Here is an 18,132-nt window from a genome sequence, read left to right on the forward strand (position 1 = left end):
AGTAGGGATTTTTCGGCCCCCTTCTCTCACGAACTCAACTCGCGCAGGAGCTCGGGGGTGTCGTTCTGCACGCTGCCGACGGCGGGGGAGACCGGATAAGCGCGCATCGCCCCCGCATGGAAGGGCTTCAGGAGTGCCTTCAGCGCTTCGAAATCCTGCTTCGTCCGGTCGAGCCAGAGAGCTTCGTCCTCCTGGCGGAGGATGACGGGCATGCGGGTATGAATCGGCTCCATCAGCTCGTTCGCAGAGGTCGTCAGGATGACGGCGGTGGAGACTTTGCGGCCGTCGGGGCCGATCCAAGTATCGTACAGCGCCGCCATGGAGAAGAGCGAACGATCCTTCAGGACGATCCGGTACGGCTTGCGGGCGGTGCCGTTCTTTTGCCATTCGTAAAAGCCGTCCGCCGGGATGATGCAGCGCTTGCGCTCGAAGAGCCCGCGAAAGGAGGGCTTGTCGTGAACGGTCTCCGAGCGGGCGTTGATGAGCGGCCGCCCCGACGGTTCCCCTTGCGACCAGGAGGGCAGAAGGCCCCAGCGCAGCTCCCCGAGGCGGTTCTTCCCCTCGTGCGCGAGGATGGCCGGGATCATCTGGCCCGGAGCTACGTTATACCGGGGGCGGTAATTCGGATTGTCCAGAGGGCCCAGGCGAAACATGCTTTCCAGCTCCTCCAGGGTGACGGTGATGGTGTAGCGGCCGCACATGGGCGATCCCTCCTTTTTTCTTCAGTATAACGGCTAATCCGGTTCACGCAAGTTCCATAAAATAGCCATTGAATAAGAACATACATTCGTGTTTATAATAGGATAAGAATATATGTTCCCATTTGAAGGTGGTTGCATGCGGGAGAAGACGATTTTTTTGATCGACGGGCAGTCCTTTTATGCCTCAGTTGAGAAGGCGGGGCGTCCGGACCTTGAGGAGTGTCCGGTGGCGATCGGCGATCCGGAGCGCGAGTCCGGTATTATTCTGGCTGCTTGTCCAGTCGCCAAGGGGTACGGGGTGACGACGGCGGAGCGAGTCGGCCAAGCGCGGGCCAAGTGTCCCGAGCTGGTCGTGATTCGCCCGCGCATGCAGTGGTACATCACGGTCTCGCTCTTCATTACGTCGATCTTCGAATCCTTCACGGACCGGGTCGAGCCGTACAGCATCGACGAGCAGTTTCTAGATGTGACGGGCCGCCCGGAGAGCCCCGAGGCGCTGGCGGCGAAGATTCAGCAGCACGTGCTGCTGTCAACCGGGGTTTGGTGCCGGGTGGGCATCAGCACGAACAAGGTGCTTGCCAAAACCGCGACGGATAACTTTGCCAAGAAGATACCGAAGGGGATTTTCTCTCTCCATCCGTCGAATCTGGAGAATACGCTCTGGCCGCTGCCGGTTCACCGAATGTTCATGGTGTCGAACGCGATGACTCGGCATTTTCATCGGATGGGACTGACGCAGATCGGTGACATTGCCCGGCTCGAGCAGATGGATTTTCGCCGGCGAATGCGGCGGGAGATGGGCAAGCAGAGCGATATCCAGGCCGACTACTACTGGCAGATCGCGAGCGGCATCGACCCGAGTCCGGTTGAACCCAGCATCCGCAAGGAGCTGAAGTCAATCAGCCACGGGAAGGCTTTGCGCAGCAGCCTGTACGGCGAACTGGCGGACATTCAGGTCGTGCTGCTGGAGCTCATCGCGGAGGTGAGTCGCCGTGCCCGCCGCCGTGGCTACATGGGGCGCGTCGTTTCGGTCGGCGCGGTCGAGACCGACGGCACCCGCACCTGGGGTTTCGGGCGCCAGACGACCCTGCCCGAGCCGACCTCTCTCTCGCACGAGATGGCCGCGGCGGTGCTGCCCTTGTTCGCGAAGCATTGGAGCGGTGCGCCGGTGAGCCGCCTGTTTGTCTCGCTCGACTCCCTCGTCCCGGACAACGTGATGCAGCTCACCCTGTTCGAGGATCGCGCAAGGGATTACCGGCGCGAGCGGGCCATCGACCGCATTCAGGATCGATACGGCAGTGCGGCCCTGCTGCGGGCATCGTCGCTGCTGGCTTCAGGGGTAGCGCGGGAGCGCGCAGAACAGATCGGAGGGCATTACAAATGAGCAAACTCGACGGCAACGAAAGGTGGAATTCCAAGATGTTGCTCACCGAACACCAGGAACAATATGAGCACCGCAAGGACCGCAAGCGGAGCGGTCCCCCGGAGTCGGAGGAGCTGCAGATGCTCCGCAATTTCATCCTGCTGCCGCACCTCGTCACCCTGGTGGAACGGAACCGCCAGGAGATTGAGCATTCGACGATGACCTTGAAGAAGCTTTACCTCGCTTCGACCCAAGTGCTTCTCGACGAGATTGGACGCGACCTTCAAGCGGTGAAGAGGGAGCTCTCCCTCCGGGCGATCAAGGTCGTCGGCGAGGAGCAGACGGACATGATTCATTATTACCATTATGTGTGTCGCGGCTATGAGGACCGCTTCGGGATCGTGCGCGAGGTGATGAAGGCGCAGCTCAGCATCATGCTGGGGCAATACGTGTCGCAACTGCTCGGCCTGCTCAAGAAAACCCGGGAACCGCTCGGGGCGACGCGGAGCGGCGGCTAGTCGGCTGGCTGGGAAGCAAGGGGGGGGGCAGATCATTCAGGAGGGCTTGGAGACTTTTTATGAAACGGTTCACTCCATTGCCTCTGGAAAGGTTCATTTGGCAGAATGAGAGGGAAACGGAAGAAGCTGGCTTAGTGAGATTGAGGGTGGTGAAGTCGCGGATTCCATCACTTTGAGCATGGAAGGGGAACGAAAATGAAAATCGTCACCTACAACATCTGGAATGATAAACGCGGATGGCCGGGACGGCTCGATCAAATTCATGAAGAGATCCGAAAGCAACAGGCAGACCTATTGTGTCTGCAAGATGTGCCGAACGAAGAACATTGCCGATGGATCTCGGAAAAAGGGGGGTTCCCCTTCTATTCCTACTATAAGCCCAGCAGTACCTGCGAATTGGCCATTCTGAGCAAGCTTCCCTTCGTGTCCACGCACCGCTTTGGCGAAGCCTTGATCGGGACGGTTCAGGTTGGAGGCTATACGCTGGAAGTGATGAATGTTCATTTGCCATGGGACAGCGTGCTAAGCCGTGAAAGACAAGTCATGGCATTGGTTCAGGAAAACAAGCAATCCAGGGCAGACTACTCTCTCTTTTGCGGGGATTTCAATTGTGTGGAGGGAAGCAGCGTGCAAAGCTTCCTGTTCGGTAAGCAAAGCCTTTATGGGGAGGAAGCGGCGCCGGTTTGGGACGATCTCGCGATTGTGTATCGGGATCGGACCGGGGTGGAGCCGAAGGCAACCCTGGATCTCTCCTCCAATCCCCGCTGGAAAGGGAACGGATACCAGGAAAGCGCCGGAACGAGGATCGACTGGATTCTTCTCAAGGAAACCTATCCGAAGCCCACCCCTAAGCTGATGGCCTTTGGCTTGTTTGGAACGGAGATCTCTCCCGTTACGGGTTATTGTGCAAGCGACCATTACGGGGTTTATGCGGAGCTCGACTTCGAAAACATAGAGTCAACTCTATAAGAGCAGACGGGAACCCCCGCTTGCTTCTTTTCCATACGGAGCCATTTGCTTTTACAGCTTTCACCGAAAGCCAAAACGGGAGCAAGAGGGACGTCATGTCCTCCTTGCTCCCGTTTTGATTCGAATGGTCTCGGGCTGACATTCATAAAACCGTGAGAAGCTGCGGTCCATTCTCCGTTATGGCGATGGTGTGCTCGTATTGGACGCAGATGGAGCCGTCCAGCGTGCGCGCGGTCCAGCCGTCGCTGTCGAAAACCGCCCGCCAGTCGCCGAGCGTGAACATGGGTTCAATGGCGATGGTCATGCCGTTTTTCAGGCGCGTTCCTTTCCCCTTGAGGCCGTAGTTGGGAACGGTCGGCTCTTCCCAGAGCTCTCTTCCTACTCCGTGGCCGGTGAAGTCTCGCACGTTCCCATATCCGTGCCGTTTGGCATTCGTATCGATGGCGTGGCCGATATCTCCGACCCGATTGCCTTCCCGCGCCTGCTCAATCCCCAGCAGCAGGCTCTGGTGGCACACCTCCATCAGCTTCCGAAGCTTAGTTGAAACCTCGCCAACGGCGTAGGTCCAGCCGGAATCCCCATGAAAGCCCTTGTAGTGGGCTCCCACGTCCAGGGTGACCACATCGCCTTCAAGCAGCGGGGTGGAATCCGGGAAGCTGTGGCAGATCACATCATTTCGGGCTACGCAGATCGAGGCGGGAAACCCATGATGCCCCTTGAAGCTGGGCGTGGCTCCCCGCGAGCGAATTTTCTCCTCCACGAGCTGATCCAGCTTCATGGTGGTGACGCCGGGTTTGACGGCTTTGGCCAGCAAGGCATGGCATTCCGCAACGATCCGGCCGGCCTCCCGCATCTGCTTGAGCTCGTCATCGGTCTTCAGGATGATCATGACGTGGCCTCCTGTCGATTTGTTTTTCCCAGCAGGTAATGGTAACGATTGCGGCATTTCGTGCTGCAAAACCGGGTAACCGAAGCCCGCTCGTACGGAATAAACCAGCTTCCGCACTGCGTGCAGGTCTGCAGGTCGATCGGCTTTCGCTCGAGCGCTTCCAGCAAGCTGATCAGGGCCTCCATATACATTCGCTTGAGCTGGTCGGGACCGTCCACAAACTGGGTGTAGAGCAGGAGGGACGGCCGTACTCCAGGAGCAGGTTTTTTCGTGGAATCGGGTTCGGGAATAGCCGGCTCCTCTTGCGGAATGGACTTAATCTTCAGATGAACGGCGGGATAGCGTTCGAAGGAGGAATTGATTCGCTCGAGCACGGCTTCGCTAAAGCTCTGATTGGCTTGCACAAGGCGGGCGAGGTCCAGCAAAAGCTGCTGCAGCTCCTCTTCCAGACTGCCTGCTTCCACCGTATGCTCTTCAATCTGATTGATCACGGTCAGAAAATAATTTTCCCGCGACAAAGTAGGGCTCATTGAGAGGGCGCTCCTTATAAAAGGGAATGTTGAATTAAATGGATTAAGTGATTCAATCCATTTATATCAGATTTGCGAGCAAAGAGCAATCGGGTCCGAAAAAAGAGGGGAGAGAAGAATGCAAACCGGCTTATTCAAGGGAAGAATGGGCATCGACCCAAACGAGGAAACAGAATTTTCGAAAAAATGTGGGCAAATCCGAGAAACTTTTCCAAGGTAGACGAGTCTAACGTTATCGTCAACTAGACAAGACTTAAAGATTGGTAGAGGTGAAGATGAAAAAACGGTTTTGGTCTTTTCTGTCGCTCGCAGTCCTGTTGTTTCTGTTGCCCACCATGACCCATGCCGCGGCGGATTCGTCCATCCGGTTGTACCTGAACGAGGTGAAGCTGGAGTCTGCAGTTCCGCCTTACCTGTCCGGAAGCACCACCCTCGTACCGGCTCGCGTGATCTCCGAGCAATTCGGAGCGACCGTAAGCTGGGACAATGCAGCCCACAAGATGACCGTGATTCGCGATGAGCAGAAGATCGAGGTGTTCGAGAATTCGACCCTGGGCTATGTGAACGGAGTGGAAGTGACGCTTCCCGCAGCCCCCATCGTCAAGTCGGGAACCACCATGCTTCCGGTCCGCTTTATCGCTAATCTCTTCGATTTTACGGTTCAGTGGGATGGAAGCGCGAATGCCGTCTACCTGAAGACCCCCGATGTCATGGAATCGATGAACGGCCTCACGGAGCTGTGGTCGATCACGTCCACGGCAACCAGCGTTACGCTTCAAGCGGGGAGCAAGCTGGAGGCGAATGTATTCGCCCTCACGGACCCGAACCGAATTGTCATTGATGTTCCGAATGCAGTGGTTGGCGGCGGCCTTCCTCGCCTGGGTGAGACTCTCTCCCAGACGGTAGCATCGAGCAATCCGCTAGTCTCGCAAATTCGCTACGCCGTGAACGATCCTGCCACCTCAACGGTCCGCATCGTGCTCGAAACGAACGGGCAGGCTTCGTATGAGATCAGCCGTCCTACAGTGAGCAAGCTGACGCTTACGCTCAAGAAACCGGCGAGCGGCAAGCGCAAGGTGGTCATCGACGCCGGTCACGGAGGCACCGATCCCGGCGCGATCTCACTCACCGGCAAGAGCGAGAAAACCTTTAACCTGTCCATGGCCTTGAAGGTGAAGGCTTTGCTCGACAAGGAGAAGGAGATCGACGCTTACTTGACGCGCTCCACGGATACATTCGTCACGCTGGACAATCGTGCGGCTTTTGCGAACCAGCTTGGTGCGGACGTCTTCGTATCAATTCACGGCAATAACTTTGCCCCGACCTCCAATGGTACCCAGACGTACTATTACAACAGCTACAGCAAGGCGCTCGCGGACACCCTGCACAAGTATGTCGTGGCGGCCACCGGCTTCCGCGACGATAAGGTGCGGCGGGAGGACTTCCGTGTCATTCGCAAGACGGACATGCCCGGGGTGCTGCTCGAAATCGGCTACCTGTCCAACAAGCAAGAGGAAGCCCTCATGTTTACGAATTCCTTCCAGGATAAAGTAGCTACCGCTATCGTCAAAGGCATCAAGGTTTACCTCGGCCTGTAAAAAGAAGCCTTTGGAAAAACCGCCGACGAATTCGACCGAAAGTCGAGATCGCAAACGCGCTCTTCGCCTTCATTCATAGGTTCCGTTTCCTTCCCTAACGGACGAAAAAGCCACCAACTTCGCATGAAAGCGAGTTTGGTGGCTTTTCTTCGTTAGGAAGGAAGCTGTGCAGGAGTTAGGCCAGCACGCTGTTCCGGGCTGCCGAATGGCGGGTCGGGCCGACGAACTGGTTGAGCGGGAAGCCGGCGCCGATGGCGGCGGTGATGAAGGCTTTCGCGAGGCGCGTCGCTTCTTTGACGTCCTTGCCCTTGGCCAGCTCGGCCGTAACGGCGGCGGAGAAGGTGCAGCCGGCGCCGTGGGTGTACGGCGTCGAAATGCGCTCGGTCTCGAACCATTCGAAGGTCTTGCCGTCATAGAGAAGATCGACGGCCTTCGGGTGGTCAAGCTTGGCGCCGCCCTTGATCAGGACGTGCTTCGCTCCGCGATCGAAGATGCGAACGGCGGCGTCCTGCATGTCTTCCACGGTGCGAATCGGAGCGCGTTCCGCCAGTTGGGCGGCTTCGAACAGATTCGGCGTCACGACATCGGCGAGGGGCACGAGCAGCTCGCGCAGGCCGACGGCCGTCTCCGGGTGCAGCACCTCATCGGTGCCCTTGCACACGAGAACCGGGTCGATGACGATGCGCTTCAGGTCGCGCTTCTTGATCTCGGCAGCGACGAGCTCGATCAGCTCGATGGAGCCGAGCATCCCTGTCTTCAGTGCGTCGAGACCGACGCCGTCCAGCACGGTCTTGAGCTGCTCTTCAACAACCGGCAGCGGAACGGGGAACACGCCGTGAGACCAGTTGTTGTGCGGATCCATCGTCACGATGACCGTAAGCACGGTCATGCCGTACACATCCTTCTCCTGGAAGGTTTTCAGGTCGGCTTGAATGCCGGCACCGCCGCTCGTGTCCGAACCGGCGATCGTCAATACTTTAGGGACACTCATGACACTCAACTCCTTAATAAGGTTGAAGGCCGCAGCATGCGGTCCTGCCAGCAGCGTACTAGTCCGAGAATCGGGCGCTTCTGGCGATATGACAGTCAGCGATCCGCCTCACGGAATCCCTGACGATAGAAGAAAGCGGCTTGTTACGGTCTGGTCATTCATCAGCTTATCCGGGTTTACAGGCCTTCAACCAGAACGGCGCAGAACTTCTCCAGCTCTGCCTGATCGATCTCGTCGAAGCGGCCGTGCCTGGGGCTGTCGATGTCGAGCACCCCGAGCAGCTCTCCGTTCTTCAGAAGCGGAACAACGATCTCCGCGTTGGAGGCGGCATCGCAGGCGATGTGTCCGGGGAAGGCGTGAACGTCCTCCACAAGGACGGTTGCACGGTCGCGGGCGGCGGTGCCGCAAACGCCTCGGCCGACCGGGATGCGCACACAGGCCGGCAAGCCCTGGAACGGCCCGAGCACGAGCTCATTGCCTTTCAGCAGATAGAAGCCCACCCAATTGATGTCCTGCAAAAATTGCCCGAGCAGAGCGGAGGCGTTGGCCAAGTTGGCGATGGCGTCCGGTTCGTCCTGAATGAGGTGACGCAGCTGCTCCTGAACGAGGCGATAACCGTCTTGACGGCTTAAGGCATAGTCTACTTTTTGAAACATGCCACCCCTCCTTTTGCTCTCTATAGTATCCGATTATTCCGATACTGGCGAGCGGAATTTAGTGTTCGTCCTTGCGAATCCGATGCAGCAGCTTCTCTTTGTCAAAGATGGTATAGCCGGAGCGGTCGGAATCGATGAGGCCCTCCTTGCGGAGCATGCTGACCAGGCGGTTTACCGTCTCCCGCGTCGTGCCGACGGCGCTCGCCAGCTCCTGGTTCGTGAGTGGAATCGGGATGCGAACCGAGGGAACCTCCGTTGTGTTATCCGGTCGGCCATAGTCGAGGGCCAGCTTGATCAGGTACAGCACGACTCGCTCGGCGGCATCGTGCCCGGCGAAGTCGTGCAGCCGCTGCTGCAGGTCGATGATGCGTCCGCTCATGACGCGCATCAGCTTGATGGAGATGGCGGGAACCGTAAGGATCAGCTGCTCGAACGTGTGAACCGGGATGGACAGAAGACGTGTATCGACGATCGCTTCCGCCGTCGACGGATACGGTGCGCTGTCAAAAAATCCGGTCTGCGGAAACAAATCACCGGTTTTCAGAATGTTCATGATCTGCTCGTGTCCCTCTTCGTCGGTCTTGTACGTCTTGACGAGGCCGCGAAGAACGAAGTACACCGTCTCCCGCTCCGTTCCTTCGTGGAATACGGCGGTTTTCCTGCCGTAGCTGCGCAGGGAGGAGATGCGCTCCAGGCGTTCGAGCTCCTCCGGGCTCAGCTCGCGAAACAGCGGAACGCGGGATAAGGCGGCAACAAGGTCGGACATTAGATGCTCCTTTCATGGATCAGGCGGGCTTATTCATCCAGAGCGCGCAAGCCGGTTCATGGGTTTGCGACACGCTCCAGCAAAAGCTCCTCCAGCCCCTTCCGGTCGGTCAGGGTGAAGATGTTGCCAACAAAAGCGATCAAGCCCTTATCGCGCAGGAGACCGAGCTCGCGGGACAGCGAGGGACGGGCGGCATTCAGATGCTCTGCCCAGACTTTCTTGGTATATGGAATCGTGAACTGCGCGGAAGACTGCTCATCCGCATGCTTCAGAAGATCGCAGGCGATGCGCTGCCGCAGGCTGCCCAGCGAGAGCACTTCGATCTTCCGGTTGAGCAGAAGCAGCCGTTCGGACATGTTCTCCATGTAGCAGCCAAGGATACTGGGATCTTCTGCAAACAGCTGCAGCAGTTGCCCCTTGCCGATGAACATCACCGAGCACGCTTCTCCGGCGATGACCGTGGCGGGGAAGACGGCGGCACGGCCGAACAGCACCGCTTCTCCGAAGGTTTGTCCGGGCCGCAGGCTCGCAAGCGTCATGCTCCGGCCGGTCGGATACAGCTTCTGGACCTCAACCTGTCCTTCCAGGACAATGCCGACGCGAGTTGCCGGCTCGCCCTCTGAGACGATCAGATCGTTCCTCTTCCAGGAGCGGACCTGATAGGAGATCCGCCCGGTGAGCGCGCGAATTTCCTCCGTCGTTTTGCCGCGAAAAAACAGGCAGGACTTCAAGGTTACGGGGTTCGGAATCATGAAGGCCTCCGGTGATTTTTTTCGGATCGGTAACATCGGTTACCGATAGGTTGAGGTCAGTCTACTACAATCAAAGTAGGCTGTAAAGAGTGCAAGGAAAGAACGGAGGGTTCCGCTGTGATCCGAAAAATTATTACCATTCATGAAGAGTTGTGCAACGGCTGCGGTCTTTGTGTGGATGCCTGTCACGAAGGAGCGATCGAGCTCGTGAACGGAGTGGCGAAGCTCGTCAGCGACAGCTATTGTGACGGCTTTGGCGACTGCCTGCCGGAGTGTCCGACGGGCGCTATTGAGATGATTGAGCGCGAGGCAGAAGAGTATGACGACGAGGCGGTTCAGCAGCGGATGGCTGAGCGTCGAGCGGCAGCGAACGGAGCGCACGGCCATGCGGGCCACACGCATGCCGGTCACGCGCATGCCCATGCGCACGGGCATGGACACGGCCATGGCGGCTGCCCGGGCAGCATGGCACAGCTGTTCCGGCGCGAGGAATCTGCCGCACCGACGAAGAGCAGCGCGGCAGCCCCTGCCGTCGATAAGGCAAGGGTTGCCCCCGGCGCCCGAGTCGAGGTGGATGAAGCGCGTCCGTCCGAGCTGAGGCAGTGGCCGATTCAGCTTCATCTGGTGAATCCGGCCAATTCCTACTTCGACGGGGCGAATCTGCTCGTAGCGGCGGACTGCACCGCCTTTGCCTACGGGGATTTTCACCGGGACTTCATCAAGAACCACATCACCTTGATCGGCTGCCCGAAGCTCGACGATGTTGCCCACTACGCCGATAAGCTAACCGAGATTCTCCGGCTGCACGACATCCGCAGTATCACCGTGGTGCGCATGGTTGTGCCCTGCTGCGGCGGAATCGTGCAGGCGGTGAAGCAAGCGATGCTCGCCTCCCAGACGATCGTTCCCTATCGGGAAGTGACGATCAGCCTGGAAGGTCAGCTCGTATAGAAGCAGCCATTTAAAGGAGGAGAAGCGGTTGAGCGAGATGTTTTGCTATCAGTGCCAGGAAGCAGCAAAGGGAACCGGCTGTACGGTGCAAGGGGTTTGCGGCAAGACAGGGGAAACGGCAGCTCTGCAGGATCTGACGATGTATGTGCTGAAGGGGATCGCGCTCTTCGCCGATGCGGCCAGGGAGCAGGGGCTGGATGTACGGGCGGCGGATGCGCGCATTCGCGGCGATCTGTTCGCGACGATCACGAACGCCAACTTTGACGATGCGGTATTCGCCGAGAAGATCCGCGACGGGCTTGCTTGTCGTGACGAGCTGAAGCAGCAATTGGCTGCGCGCGGCGTGGACGTTCCGCTTGCCGGGCACGATGCCGCGACCTGGACGGCCGTATCGGAGGCGGAGCTCGCGGCGAAGGCTCGCACGGTAGGCGTTCTCGCCACCGAGAACGAGGACATCCGGTCACTGCGCGAGCTGCTTACCTACGGGCTGAAGGGCATGGCGGCTTACGCCGAGCATGCGGCTCACCTCGGCCATTTCCATGAAGAGGTAAACGCTTTCCTCGCCAAGGGACTCGCGGCTGCGCTGGATGACAGCCTCGGTGCCGATGAGCTCGTGGCGCTTGTGCTGGAATGCGGCCGCCACGGCGTCACGGCGATGGCGCTGCTCGACGGCGCGAACACCGCCGCTTACGGCCAGCCGGAAGTGACGCGCGTCAACCTCGGCGTCGGCACCCGGCCGGGCATTCTGGTGAGCGGTCACGACCTGAAGGACCTGGAGGAGCTGCTCAAGCAGACCGAAGGAACGGGCATTGATATTTACACCCACAGCGAGATGCTTCCCGCTCACGCCTATCCGGCCTTTAAGAAATACGAGCACTTCGTAGGCAACTACGGCAACGCCTGGTGGCAGCAGGCGGAAGAGTTTGAAAGCTTCCGCGGCGCGATCCTGATGACGACTAACTGCATCGTCCCCGTGAAGGACAGCTACCGGGATCGGATCTTCACGACCGGCCATGCCGGATATCCCGGCGTTCCGCACATCCCCGCGGCAGCGGAAGGGGAAGCCAAGGATTTCACCGCCGTGATCGAACGCGCCAAGGCCAGCTTGCCTCCGGTGGAGCTGGAGACCGGCGAACTCGTAAACGGCTTCGCCCACGCCACGGTGCTGGGGGTTGCCGATCAGGTGATCGATGCCGTGAAAGCCGGTGCGATTAAGCGCTTCTTCGTCATGGCGGGCTGCGACGGCCGCATGAAGAGCCGCGGCTATTACCGTGATTTTGCGCTCGCACTTCCGGAGGATACGGTCATCCTGACGGCAGGCTGTGCGAAGTACAAGTACAACAAGCTGGGCCTGGGTGAGATTGGGGGCATTCCCCGCGTGCTAGACGCCGGGCAATGCAACGATTCCTACTCGCTTGCCGTCATCGCATTGAAGCTCAAGGAAGCCTTTGGACTCGATGATATCAACGACCTTCCCATCACCTACAACATTGCCTGGTACGAGCAAAAGGCGGTCATTGTTCTGCTCGCTCTCCTTCATCTCGGCGTGAAGAACATTCACCTCGGCCCGACTCTTCCGGCCTTCCTCTCACCGAATGTCGCGAAGGTGCTGATCGACACATTCGGCATCGGGGGAATCACGACCGTCGATCAAGACATGGAGCAATTCCTGGCTGTCTGACAGGGGATGGGCAAGGCGTCTGCCCAAAAGAGAAGTTCGTCCGAAAAATATCCCTTCTTTGTTAAAATTGTCACGGACTTTTACCAGAGGAATCGTTTACTTTGGTGGAAGAGGGGCATTACGAACAGGGAGGAGGAATTCATCCATGGCAACGTACAGCGTGGTCGATAAAGGAGAATGCATCGCTTGCGGTTCCTGCGGGTCTGCAGCTCCCGAAATCTTCGAATATGACGGCGAAGGCCTTGCAGAGGTTATCTTTGAAGGAGATAACAACAAGGGCGTAACCGCGATCCCGGAAAACCTGCAAGAAGAACTGCAAGAAGCAATCGATTCTTGCCCGACCGAGTGCATCAAGGTTCAAGACGCACCGTTCAACTAATGGAAGAATGGAATTCAGTCCGAAGGGCTGCTCCCATAAGCGGGTGCGGCCTTTTTTCTATATAGAAGTTGAACTAGAGAGTCTGAAGAGAATTGCACTGCGAGAAGAGGTCGAACCTCCGGTCGCTGTTGTTTTTCAATTTCTTGATTGTATATTTAGAGGAATGAAATTGAAAAACAAAGGCGAACGCTGCGCTCCTCCGGCTTCAACCTTTCTCTCCGTGCTTCTCTGCCACTTCATGTGTTCAACTTATATATAAAGACGGGGGAGAGAACCATGGAAAAGCTAGTAGAACGAATCGATTCCCTTCTAAGTGGGGAGCGTATCCTGTGGGGAGCGGCGGATTTGGAAGGAACTCCGTACGCGGATACCTACAAGACCGCAATCATCATAGCCGAAGGCTACGGCCGCTCCGTCCTGGACCCGAATGACGAAGAGGATTACTACGAGCTGATGCACGGGCTGCGTGGAAGCATGAAGGAGAGAATCGAACGGCTGGCCGAGGCTTTGGAGAAGGAAGGAATCGCCTGTTGGGCTCCTCCGGTAGCCCAAAAGGATGAGTTGTCGCTGATTGCTCCATATTCCTTCAAGCACGGAGCCGTACAAGCCGGACTCGGCTGGATCGGGCGAAACAGCCTGCTCGTCACCAAGAAATTCGGTCCCCGCGTTCGGCTGGGCGCCCTCTTCATAGCCCCCGCCCTAAAGACGGGAGAGCCGACCACTGTCAGCTCCTGCGGCAAATGCCGAGCCTGTGCAGAGGCTTGTCCTTGGGGGTTCATCTATGGAGAAGAGTGGAAGCCGTATACCCGCCGAGAGAAACTGCTCGATTATCACGCGTGCAATGCGTACCGGAGCGAGATGCTGGCGACGCATGGACGCAAATCGGAATGCGGCCTATGCCTGCTCGCCTGCCCCTGGGGCAAGCGCCGTTCGGCTCTATCCTAGAGACCTCCAAAGAAGAGAGAATGGAACGACCTGTCGGCTTGTCAGCGGACTAGGGTCGATTTATAATGTGAATGAACGTTCATTCACAGGAGGGGTATCATGATACGAGCAGAGGAGCTCAAGGCGCGATTTGCTCACCATTTTGAAGAGGCACTGCCGGAAGCAGCGAGGCGTACGATCTTGCTTAACGCGCTCGCGGTCTTCTCCCGCAAGGGACTCGCTGCAGCCAAGATCAGCGACATTGCGGAGCAGGCGGGCTTTAGCCAAGGCTATATCTATCGCTATTACAAATCGAAGGATGAGCTGTTCACGAAGCTGGTGGAGATCGCAGGTGCCGGCTCCGAGGATGCCGTTCGGTGTGCTTTCGAAGGAGAAGGGAGTCCTCAGGAGAGGCTTACGGCCTTAACGGAGGCATTTCTCTCGCCGGACAGCCTCGCTTTGAATCATTGGCGGCTGGTTCTCATTCAAGCGGCCTCTCCCGATGCCATCCCGGCGGACGCCCGCCGCATTCTTCAGGAGACAGCCGGCAATCCGGTCGAGCAGTTGGTTCGGCTCATCCGGGAAGGCCAAGAGGCGGGGGAATTTATCCATGATGATCCTTTGATGCTTGCGATCACTTATTTTTCGGTGGTGCTAGGCCTGGCCATCACTCGCATTCAATACGGGGAGCGCCTTCCGTTTCCGGCTCCTTCGGTGATCCTCCGCTTTTTGACGGGGAAGGGGGAAGGGGCATGACGACTGTTTTTCGCAGCGAGGAGGGGAGAGACAAGGTCTGGACCTCCTACGACCGCCTGCTTGAGCAGTGGGGGGTTCCCATCGAGGAACGGGATCTTCCGACTTCCTTCGGAACCACCCACGTGCTGCTTGCGGGAGACCCGGCACATCCTCCGCTTCTACTGTTTCATGGGGTAGGGGACAATTCCGCTCTGATGTGGGTGTTCAATGCCCGAGGTCTGGCGAAGGATTTCCGTCTGATCGCAGTCGATACACTGGGCGGCCCGGGCAAGAGCATCCCGAACGACCTTTACTTTCAAAAGATGAACGATGTGGCTTGGATCGACGAGCTGGCCGATGCTCTCGGGCTCCACCGGTTCCATGTGGCGGGGGTGTCCAACGGGGCTTATCTGGCAGCGCTTTATACAGCAAAAAGGCCGTCTCGAGCGGATCGGGCCGTGTGTATGGCGGGCGGCCTGGAACGCAGTCTGCTTCGAATGCTGCGGTTGTTTTTGCCGGAGGCTCTGTTTCCCGGAGAGTCCAGCACCCGGAGGCTCTTGCACAAGATGTGCGGAACCAACACCGCTGTCTTTGAGGAGAATGAGGACCTGATGCGTCATTGGGGGCTATTGCTAAAGCACTTCAACCCCCGCTCGATGATGAGCCATCCTTACCTCCCCCTGAACACGGAGGAAAATGTAGCCATTCTCCGCCAAAAAGCTTCTTTCATCATGGGCTCAAAAGACCCACTCAGTCACTATCCCAAGGCGCTGGCGAGTCTGGAACGTGCAGAGCTTCGCTATCAGGTCATTGAAGGGGCGGGCCATAGTGTCAATCATGAGCAGCATGAAGTCGTCAATACCCTTATGCGCGAGTGGTTGATGAAGGGTGCTGTGCCTGGACTGGCATCCGATCTGTTGGGGCATACTGAGAATACAGAACATGCAGAAAGTCAGTAGTCGTGCAGCAAGTGGACGGGGGAAGAGGAGATGGATTGGAAAGGGGACACCCGCATGGGAACACGCAGACGGGGCGAGCGCGGGCAGGATGCAGTCACCTGCAGCAATTGCCGCAAGTACACGGGCAAGGGTCTTCTCGGCAACCATTGGATTTGCCGTGACTGTCAGGCGGTGCCAGAGCTTGATCCTTCCGAGGGCTGACGCCCGCCCCCGCCGGAATGAAGCAGGAAAAGAGGGAGCCCTGGCCCTCCTGTCCTGCTTCTTTGCCATTTCTAAGGCTTTAGGATCACCTTGATACAGTCCTCCTTCTTCTCATTGAAGACTTCATACCCGCGTTCGGCTTCGGCAAGCGAAAGACGATGGGTGATGATGTGGCGGGGATCGATGATTCCTTCCTTCAACTGTCGATACAGCTCGGGCATGTAATGGATGACGGGAGCTTGCCCCGTCCGAACATTGATGTTCCGGCTGAACAGATCGCCGAACGGGAAGGCATTGTAGTTCAGGCCGTAGACCCCGGTCACCTGAATGGTCCCGCCCTTGCGGACCACCTTGGCCGCAGTTCGGAAGGCACCCAGCCCTCCGCCCTGAAGCTTCAGCAGGGTCTGAGCCTTCTCCGCGAAGGTCTTCTCCGAATCCAGTCCTACGCAATCGATGACCACATCCGCGCCGCCTCCGGTTGTCTCCAGCAGCTCTCCCTCCAGCCGCTCCCCCAGTTCCTTGAAGTTGTACGTCTCCACACGGTTTTCCCTGCGGGAATGCGCAAGCCTGTATTCGATATGATCCACGGCGATCACACGCTTGGCTCCTTTTTGCCAAGCAAATTTCTGGGCAAGCTGCCCGACGGGGCCGGCTCCGAGAATGATGACGGTATCCCCTTTTTTGACGCCTCCGTTTTCAACGCTCCAATAAGCGGTTGGCAGGATATCGGACAGAAACAGGATGTGCTCATCCTCCAGCTCGTCTTCCTCGGGAACAGGGAACGGGACAAAGTTTCCGTAGGGAACGCGGAGCAGCTCGGCTTGCCCTCCATAGTAGCCGCCGAAGGTCTCGGAATACCCGAAATACCCTCCGGTCTGACCGTCCAGAAAGGGATTGGAGTTGTCGCATTGGCTCTCCAGCTGATGCTTGCAGTACCAGCACTCGCCGCAGGAGACGTTAAAGGGAATGATGACGCGGTCCCCCTTTTTGACGCGGGTGACCTCCGGCCCGGTTTCGATGACGATGCCCATCGGCTCATGGCCGATGACGAATCCGTGAGGGAGATTGGGGATCTCGCCGTTAAGCAGATGCAGATCCGATCCGCATATGGCGGTCGTCGTGATCTGAACCAGGATGTCGTCCGGCTTCACGAGGGTCGCATCCTCGACCTCTCGCACCTGAACACGCTTCATCCCTTGATAAGTGACGGCTTTCATCTATTCAGCTCCTTTCTGGAGGTTAGTCTGCGCGATAATTCGGAAATTCACCAAATCAGGCAAAAAAAGAAGCAGACTCCCGCCGTGAGCAACACGGGGGACCTGCTTCTCTCATAACAGAGGGACTCTGACTGACGGACGGGAGTCCATCCCAAGATGGTTAGGCGAATCGCTGCCATTCTTCCAGTCCCCGGCGAAGCTCAGCCTTGAGCGCGCTTTTTTCCGAATCGGGAAGGAAGGCGGCATCGGCCGCATTCAACACGAGCTGGGACAGCTCCGGGCGGGTAAACCGGAACTTTTCCGCCAGGATGCCATATTCGCGGGATAAGCTCGTGCCGGAGACACCCGGGTTGTCGGTATTGACCGTTACGGGAATGTCCGACTCAAAATACTCGCGGATTGGATAAGCCGTCCAGTCGGGGACCGCCTTTGTTTGAATGTTGCTGACCGGACACATCTCCAGCGGGACGTGACGGCGGCGAATCAGCTCGCGGATGGCCGGGTCCTCCTTCAGCCGGACCCCGTGGCCGACGCGGGAAGCGCCGAGCTTGGTCACCGCCGCATAGATATTGTCGGGTCCGGCCGCTTCCCCGGCGTGAATGGTGACGGGCATTCCCTTGCGATGGGCGAGCAGGAAGACCTCGCGGAATAGGGAGGCGGGAAACCCGGCCTCGTCGCCGGCGAGATCGACGGCTGCTACTCCGCGTCCATAATAGAGAGCGGCTGCTTCAATGGCCTCTTTGTTGAGGGAGACGGCATGATGCCGCATGCAGATGACGATCGCATTCGCTCGGCAGCCCGTGGCTTTCTCTGCGCGTTTCAATCCGGCAACGACGGAATGGACGGCTTCCTCGCAGCTGAGCCCTCGGTCCCGATGAAGCTGCGGTGCGAATCGAACCTCTGCATACTTGCAGCCCTCAAGAGCCGCTTGCTCCACCGCTTCAAAGGCAGCGCGTTCCAGAGAGGGACCGGTCTGCAGGAACAAGGTGGTGAATGCGAACTTGCTCAAGTATTCGGTCAGGCTGGTGCACCTGCCGTCCACCTGCATATAAGGAAGCAGCTCCCGGCTGCTGGGAGCCGGCAGAGGGATACCCTGCTCATGGGCGAGCTCCATCACCGTCTCGGGACGGAGGCTGCCATCCAGGTGCATATGCAGCTCGACCTTGGGCATCCGCTGAATCGATGCCGCGGTCTCCTCAGGCAAATTCATGATCCGGCTCATCGTGATCCCTCCTGTAAAAGTTGTGTTAGATTAAATGACGCAAGCTTCACTGAATTGTTATTTGTGTTATATAATATTACATATCAGTGAGATTGAGCAATCCTTCCTTCCCTTTTTTGAAGAATAAAGC

General features: G+C 58.0%; 20 protein-coding genes. 11 read left to right on the top strand and 9 right to left on the bottom strand.

Annotated features, from left to right (window positions below; genetic code table 11):
- Window positions 1–26: 26 nt before the first annotated feature.
- Window positions 27–701 carry an SOS response-associated peptidase gene (locus AAFN83_RS09215; protein WP_347768694.1) on the bottom strand — a complete coding sequence of 225 codons (675 nt, stop codon included), beginning with the start codon at window positions 699–701 and terminating at the stop codon, window positions 27–29.
- Between the two features lie 136 nt (window positions 702–837).
- On the opposite strand from AAFN83_RS09215, the gene AAFN83_RS09220 reads away from it, so the two are divergent.
- The 3 genes from AAFN83_RS09220 to AAFN83_RS09230 all read left to right on the top strand — a co-directional run bounded on the left by AAFN83_RS09220 (window position 838) and on the right by AAFN83_RS09230 (window position 3,551).
- Window positions 838–2,085 carry a DNA polymerase IV gene (locus AAFN83_RS09220; protein ID WP_347768695.1) on the top strand — a complete coding sequence of 416 codons (1,248 nt, stop codon included), beginning with the start codon at window positions 838–840 and terminating at the stop codon, window positions 2,083–2,085.
- Window positions 2,082–2,582, top strand: a complete 501-nt coding sequence (locus tag AAFN83_RS09225; RefSeq protein WP_347768696.1) for a YhjD family protein — start codon at window positions 2,082–2,084, stop codon at window positions 2,580–2,582. The genes AAFN83_RS09220 and AAFN83_RS09225 overlap by 4 nt, the downstream gene beginning before the upstream one ends.
- Window positions 2,583–2,777: 195 nt before the next feature.
- Window positions 2,778–3,551 carry an endonuclease/exonuclease/phosphatase family protein gene (locus AAFN83_RS09230; RefSeq protein ID WP_347768697.1) on the top strand — a complete coding sequence of 258 codons (774 nt, stop codon included), beginning with the start codon at window positions 2,778–2,780 and terminating at the stop codon, window positions 3,549–3,551.
- A gap of 142 nt (window positions 3,552–3,693) precedes the next feature.
- Here AAFN83_RS09230 and map read toward each other — a convergent pair whose 3' ends face one another.
- Together map and AAFN83_RS09240 are read right to left on the bottom strand one after the other, a co-directional pair.
- The gene (gene map, locus AAFN83_RS09235; protein ID WP_347768698.1) at window positions 3,694–4,440 is read right to left on the bottom strand and encodes a type I methionyl aminopeptidase; all 747 of its coding nucleotides are present in this window, start codon (window positions 4,438–4,440) and stop codon (window positions 3,694–3,696) included.
- Window positions 4,437–4,970 carry a hypothetical protein gene (locus AAFN83_RS09240; protein WP_347768699.1) on the bottom strand — a complete coding sequence of 178 codons (534 nt, stop codon included), beginning with the start codon at window positions 4,968–4,970 and terminating at the stop codon, window positions 4,437–4,439. The genes map and AAFN83_RS09240 overlap by 4 nt, the downstream gene beginning before the upstream one ends.
- A 275-nt stretch (window positions 4,971–5,245) precedes the next feature.
- Here AAFN83_RS09240 and AAFN83_RS09245 point away from each other — a divergent pair, with 275 nt between their 5' ends.
- A complete protein-coding gene (locus AAFN83_RS09245; RefSeq protein WP_347768700.1) occupies window positions 5,246–6,568 on the top strand; it encodes an N-acetylmuramoyl-L-alanine amidase family protein in 1,323 nt (440 codons plus the stop codon).
- 175 nt (window positions 6,569–6,743) lie between these two features.
- On the opposite strand, the gene pdxK is transcribed toward AAFN83_RS09245, so the two are convergent.
- The 4 genes from pdxK to AAFN83_RS09265 all read right to left on the bottom strand — a co-directional run bounded on the left by pdxK (window position 6,744) and on the right by AAFN83_RS09265 (window position 9,733).
- Window positions 6,744–7,559, bottom strand: coding sequence for a pyridoxine/pyridoxal/pyridoxamine kinase (gene pdxK / locus AAFN83_RS09250; RefSeq protein WP_347768701.1), 816 nt, complete (start codon window positions 7,557–7,559; stop codon window positions 6,744–6,746).
- Between the two features lie 176 nt (window positions 7,560–7,735).
- Window positions 7,736–8,215, bottom strand: coding sequence for a GAF domain-containing protein (locus AAFN83_RS09255; protein WP_347768702.1), 480 nt, complete (start codon window positions 8,213–8,215; stop codon window positions 7,736–7,738).
- A gap of 58 nt (window positions 8,216–8,273) precedes the next feature.
- A complete protein-coding gene (locus tag AAFN83_RS09260) occupies window positions 8,274–8,981 on the bottom strand; it encodes a Crp/Fnr family transcriptional regulator (RefSeq protein ID WP_347768703.1) in 708 nt (235 codons plus the stop codon).
- 56 nt (window positions 8,982–9,037) lie between these two features.
- Window positions 9,038–9,733 carry a Crp/Fnr family transcriptional regulator gene (locus AAFN83_RS09265; protein ID WP_347768704.1) on the bottom strand — a complete coding sequence of 232 codons (696 nt, stop codon included), beginning with the start codon at window positions 9,731–9,733 and terminating at the stop codon, window positions 9,038–9,040.
- 117 nt (window positions 9,734–9,850) lie between these two features.
- On the opposite strand from AAFN83_RS09265, the gene AAFN83_RS09270 reads away from it, so the two are divergent.
- From AAFN83_RS09270 to AAFN83_RS09300, 7 genes are all read left to right on the top strand, one after another.
- Complete coding sequence (locus AAFN83_RS09270; protein WP_347768705.1) at window positions 9,851–10,684, top strand: ATP-binding protein; 834 nt, start codon at window positions 9,851–9,853, stop codon at window positions 10,682–10,684.
- Between the two features lie 37 nt (window positions 10,685–10,721).
- Window positions 10,722–12,365 (top strand): hydroxylamine reductase, encoded by a 1,644-nt coding sequence (hcp, locus tag AAFN83_RS09275; RefSeq protein WP_347768810.1) that lies wholly within the window; start codon window positions 10,722–10,724, stop codon window positions 12,363–12,365.
- 145 nt (window positions 12,366–12,510) lie between these two features.
- Entirely contained in the window at window positions 12,511–12,744 is a 234-nt protein-coding gene (locus tag AAFN83_RS09280; RefSeq protein WP_347768706.1) for a ferredoxin, read from the top strand.
- Window positions 12,745–13,020: 276 nt separating this feature from the next.
- Complete coding sequence (locus AAFN83_RS09285) at window positions 13,021–13,689, top strand: 4Fe-4S double cluster binding domain-containing protein (protein WP_347768707.1); 669 nt, start codon at window positions 13,021–13,023, stop codon at window positions 13,687–13,689.
- A gap of 99 nt (window positions 13,690–13,788) precedes the next feature.
- Complete coding sequence (locus AAFN83_RS09290; protein WP_347768708.1) at window positions 13,789–14,424, top strand: TetR/AcrR family transcriptional regulator; 636 nt, start codon at window positions 13,789–13,791, stop codon at window positions 14,422–14,424.
- Window positions 14,421–15,362, top strand: coding sequence for an alpha/beta fold hydrolase (locus tag AAFN83_RS09295; RefSeq protein ID WP_347768709.1), 942 nt, complete (start codon window positions 14,421–14,423; stop codon window positions 15,360–15,362). The genes AAFN83_RS09290 and AAFN83_RS09295 overlap by 4 nt, the downstream gene beginning before the upstream one ends.
- Window positions 15,363–15,392: 30 nt before the next feature.
- Window positions 15,393–15,563 (top strand): hypothetical protein, encoded by a 171-nt coding sequence (locus tag AAFN83_RS09300; RefSeq protein ID WP_347768710.1) that lies wholly within the window; start codon window positions 15,393–15,395, stop codon window positions 15,561–15,563.
- Between the two features lie 71 nt (window positions 15,564–15,634).
- On the opposite strand, the gene AAFN83_RS09305 is transcribed toward AAFN83_RS09300, so the two are convergent.
- Both AAFN83_RS09305 and add read right to left on the bottom strand, forming a co-directional pair.
- Window positions 15,635–16,780 carry a zinc-dependent alcohol dehydrogenase gene (locus tag AAFN83_RS09305; RefSeq protein WP_347768711.1) on the bottom strand — a complete coding sequence of 382 codons (1,146 nt, stop codon included), beginning with the start codon at window positions 16,778–16,780 and terminating at the stop codon, window positions 15,635–15,637.
- A gap of 160 nt (window positions 16,781–16,940) precedes the next feature.
- Window positions 16,941–18,002, bottom strand: a complete 1,062-nt coding sequence (gene add, locus AAFN83_RS09310; RefSeq protein ID WP_347768712.1) for an adenosine deaminase — start codon at window positions 18,000–18,002, stop codon at window positions 16,941–16,943.
- Window positions 18,003–18,132: the final 130 nt, after the last annotated feature.

The organism is Gorillibacterium sp. CAU 1737 (assembly GCF_039888655.1).
Lineage (GTDB): Bacteria > Bacillota > Bacilli > Paenibacillales > NBRC-103111 > Gorillibacterium.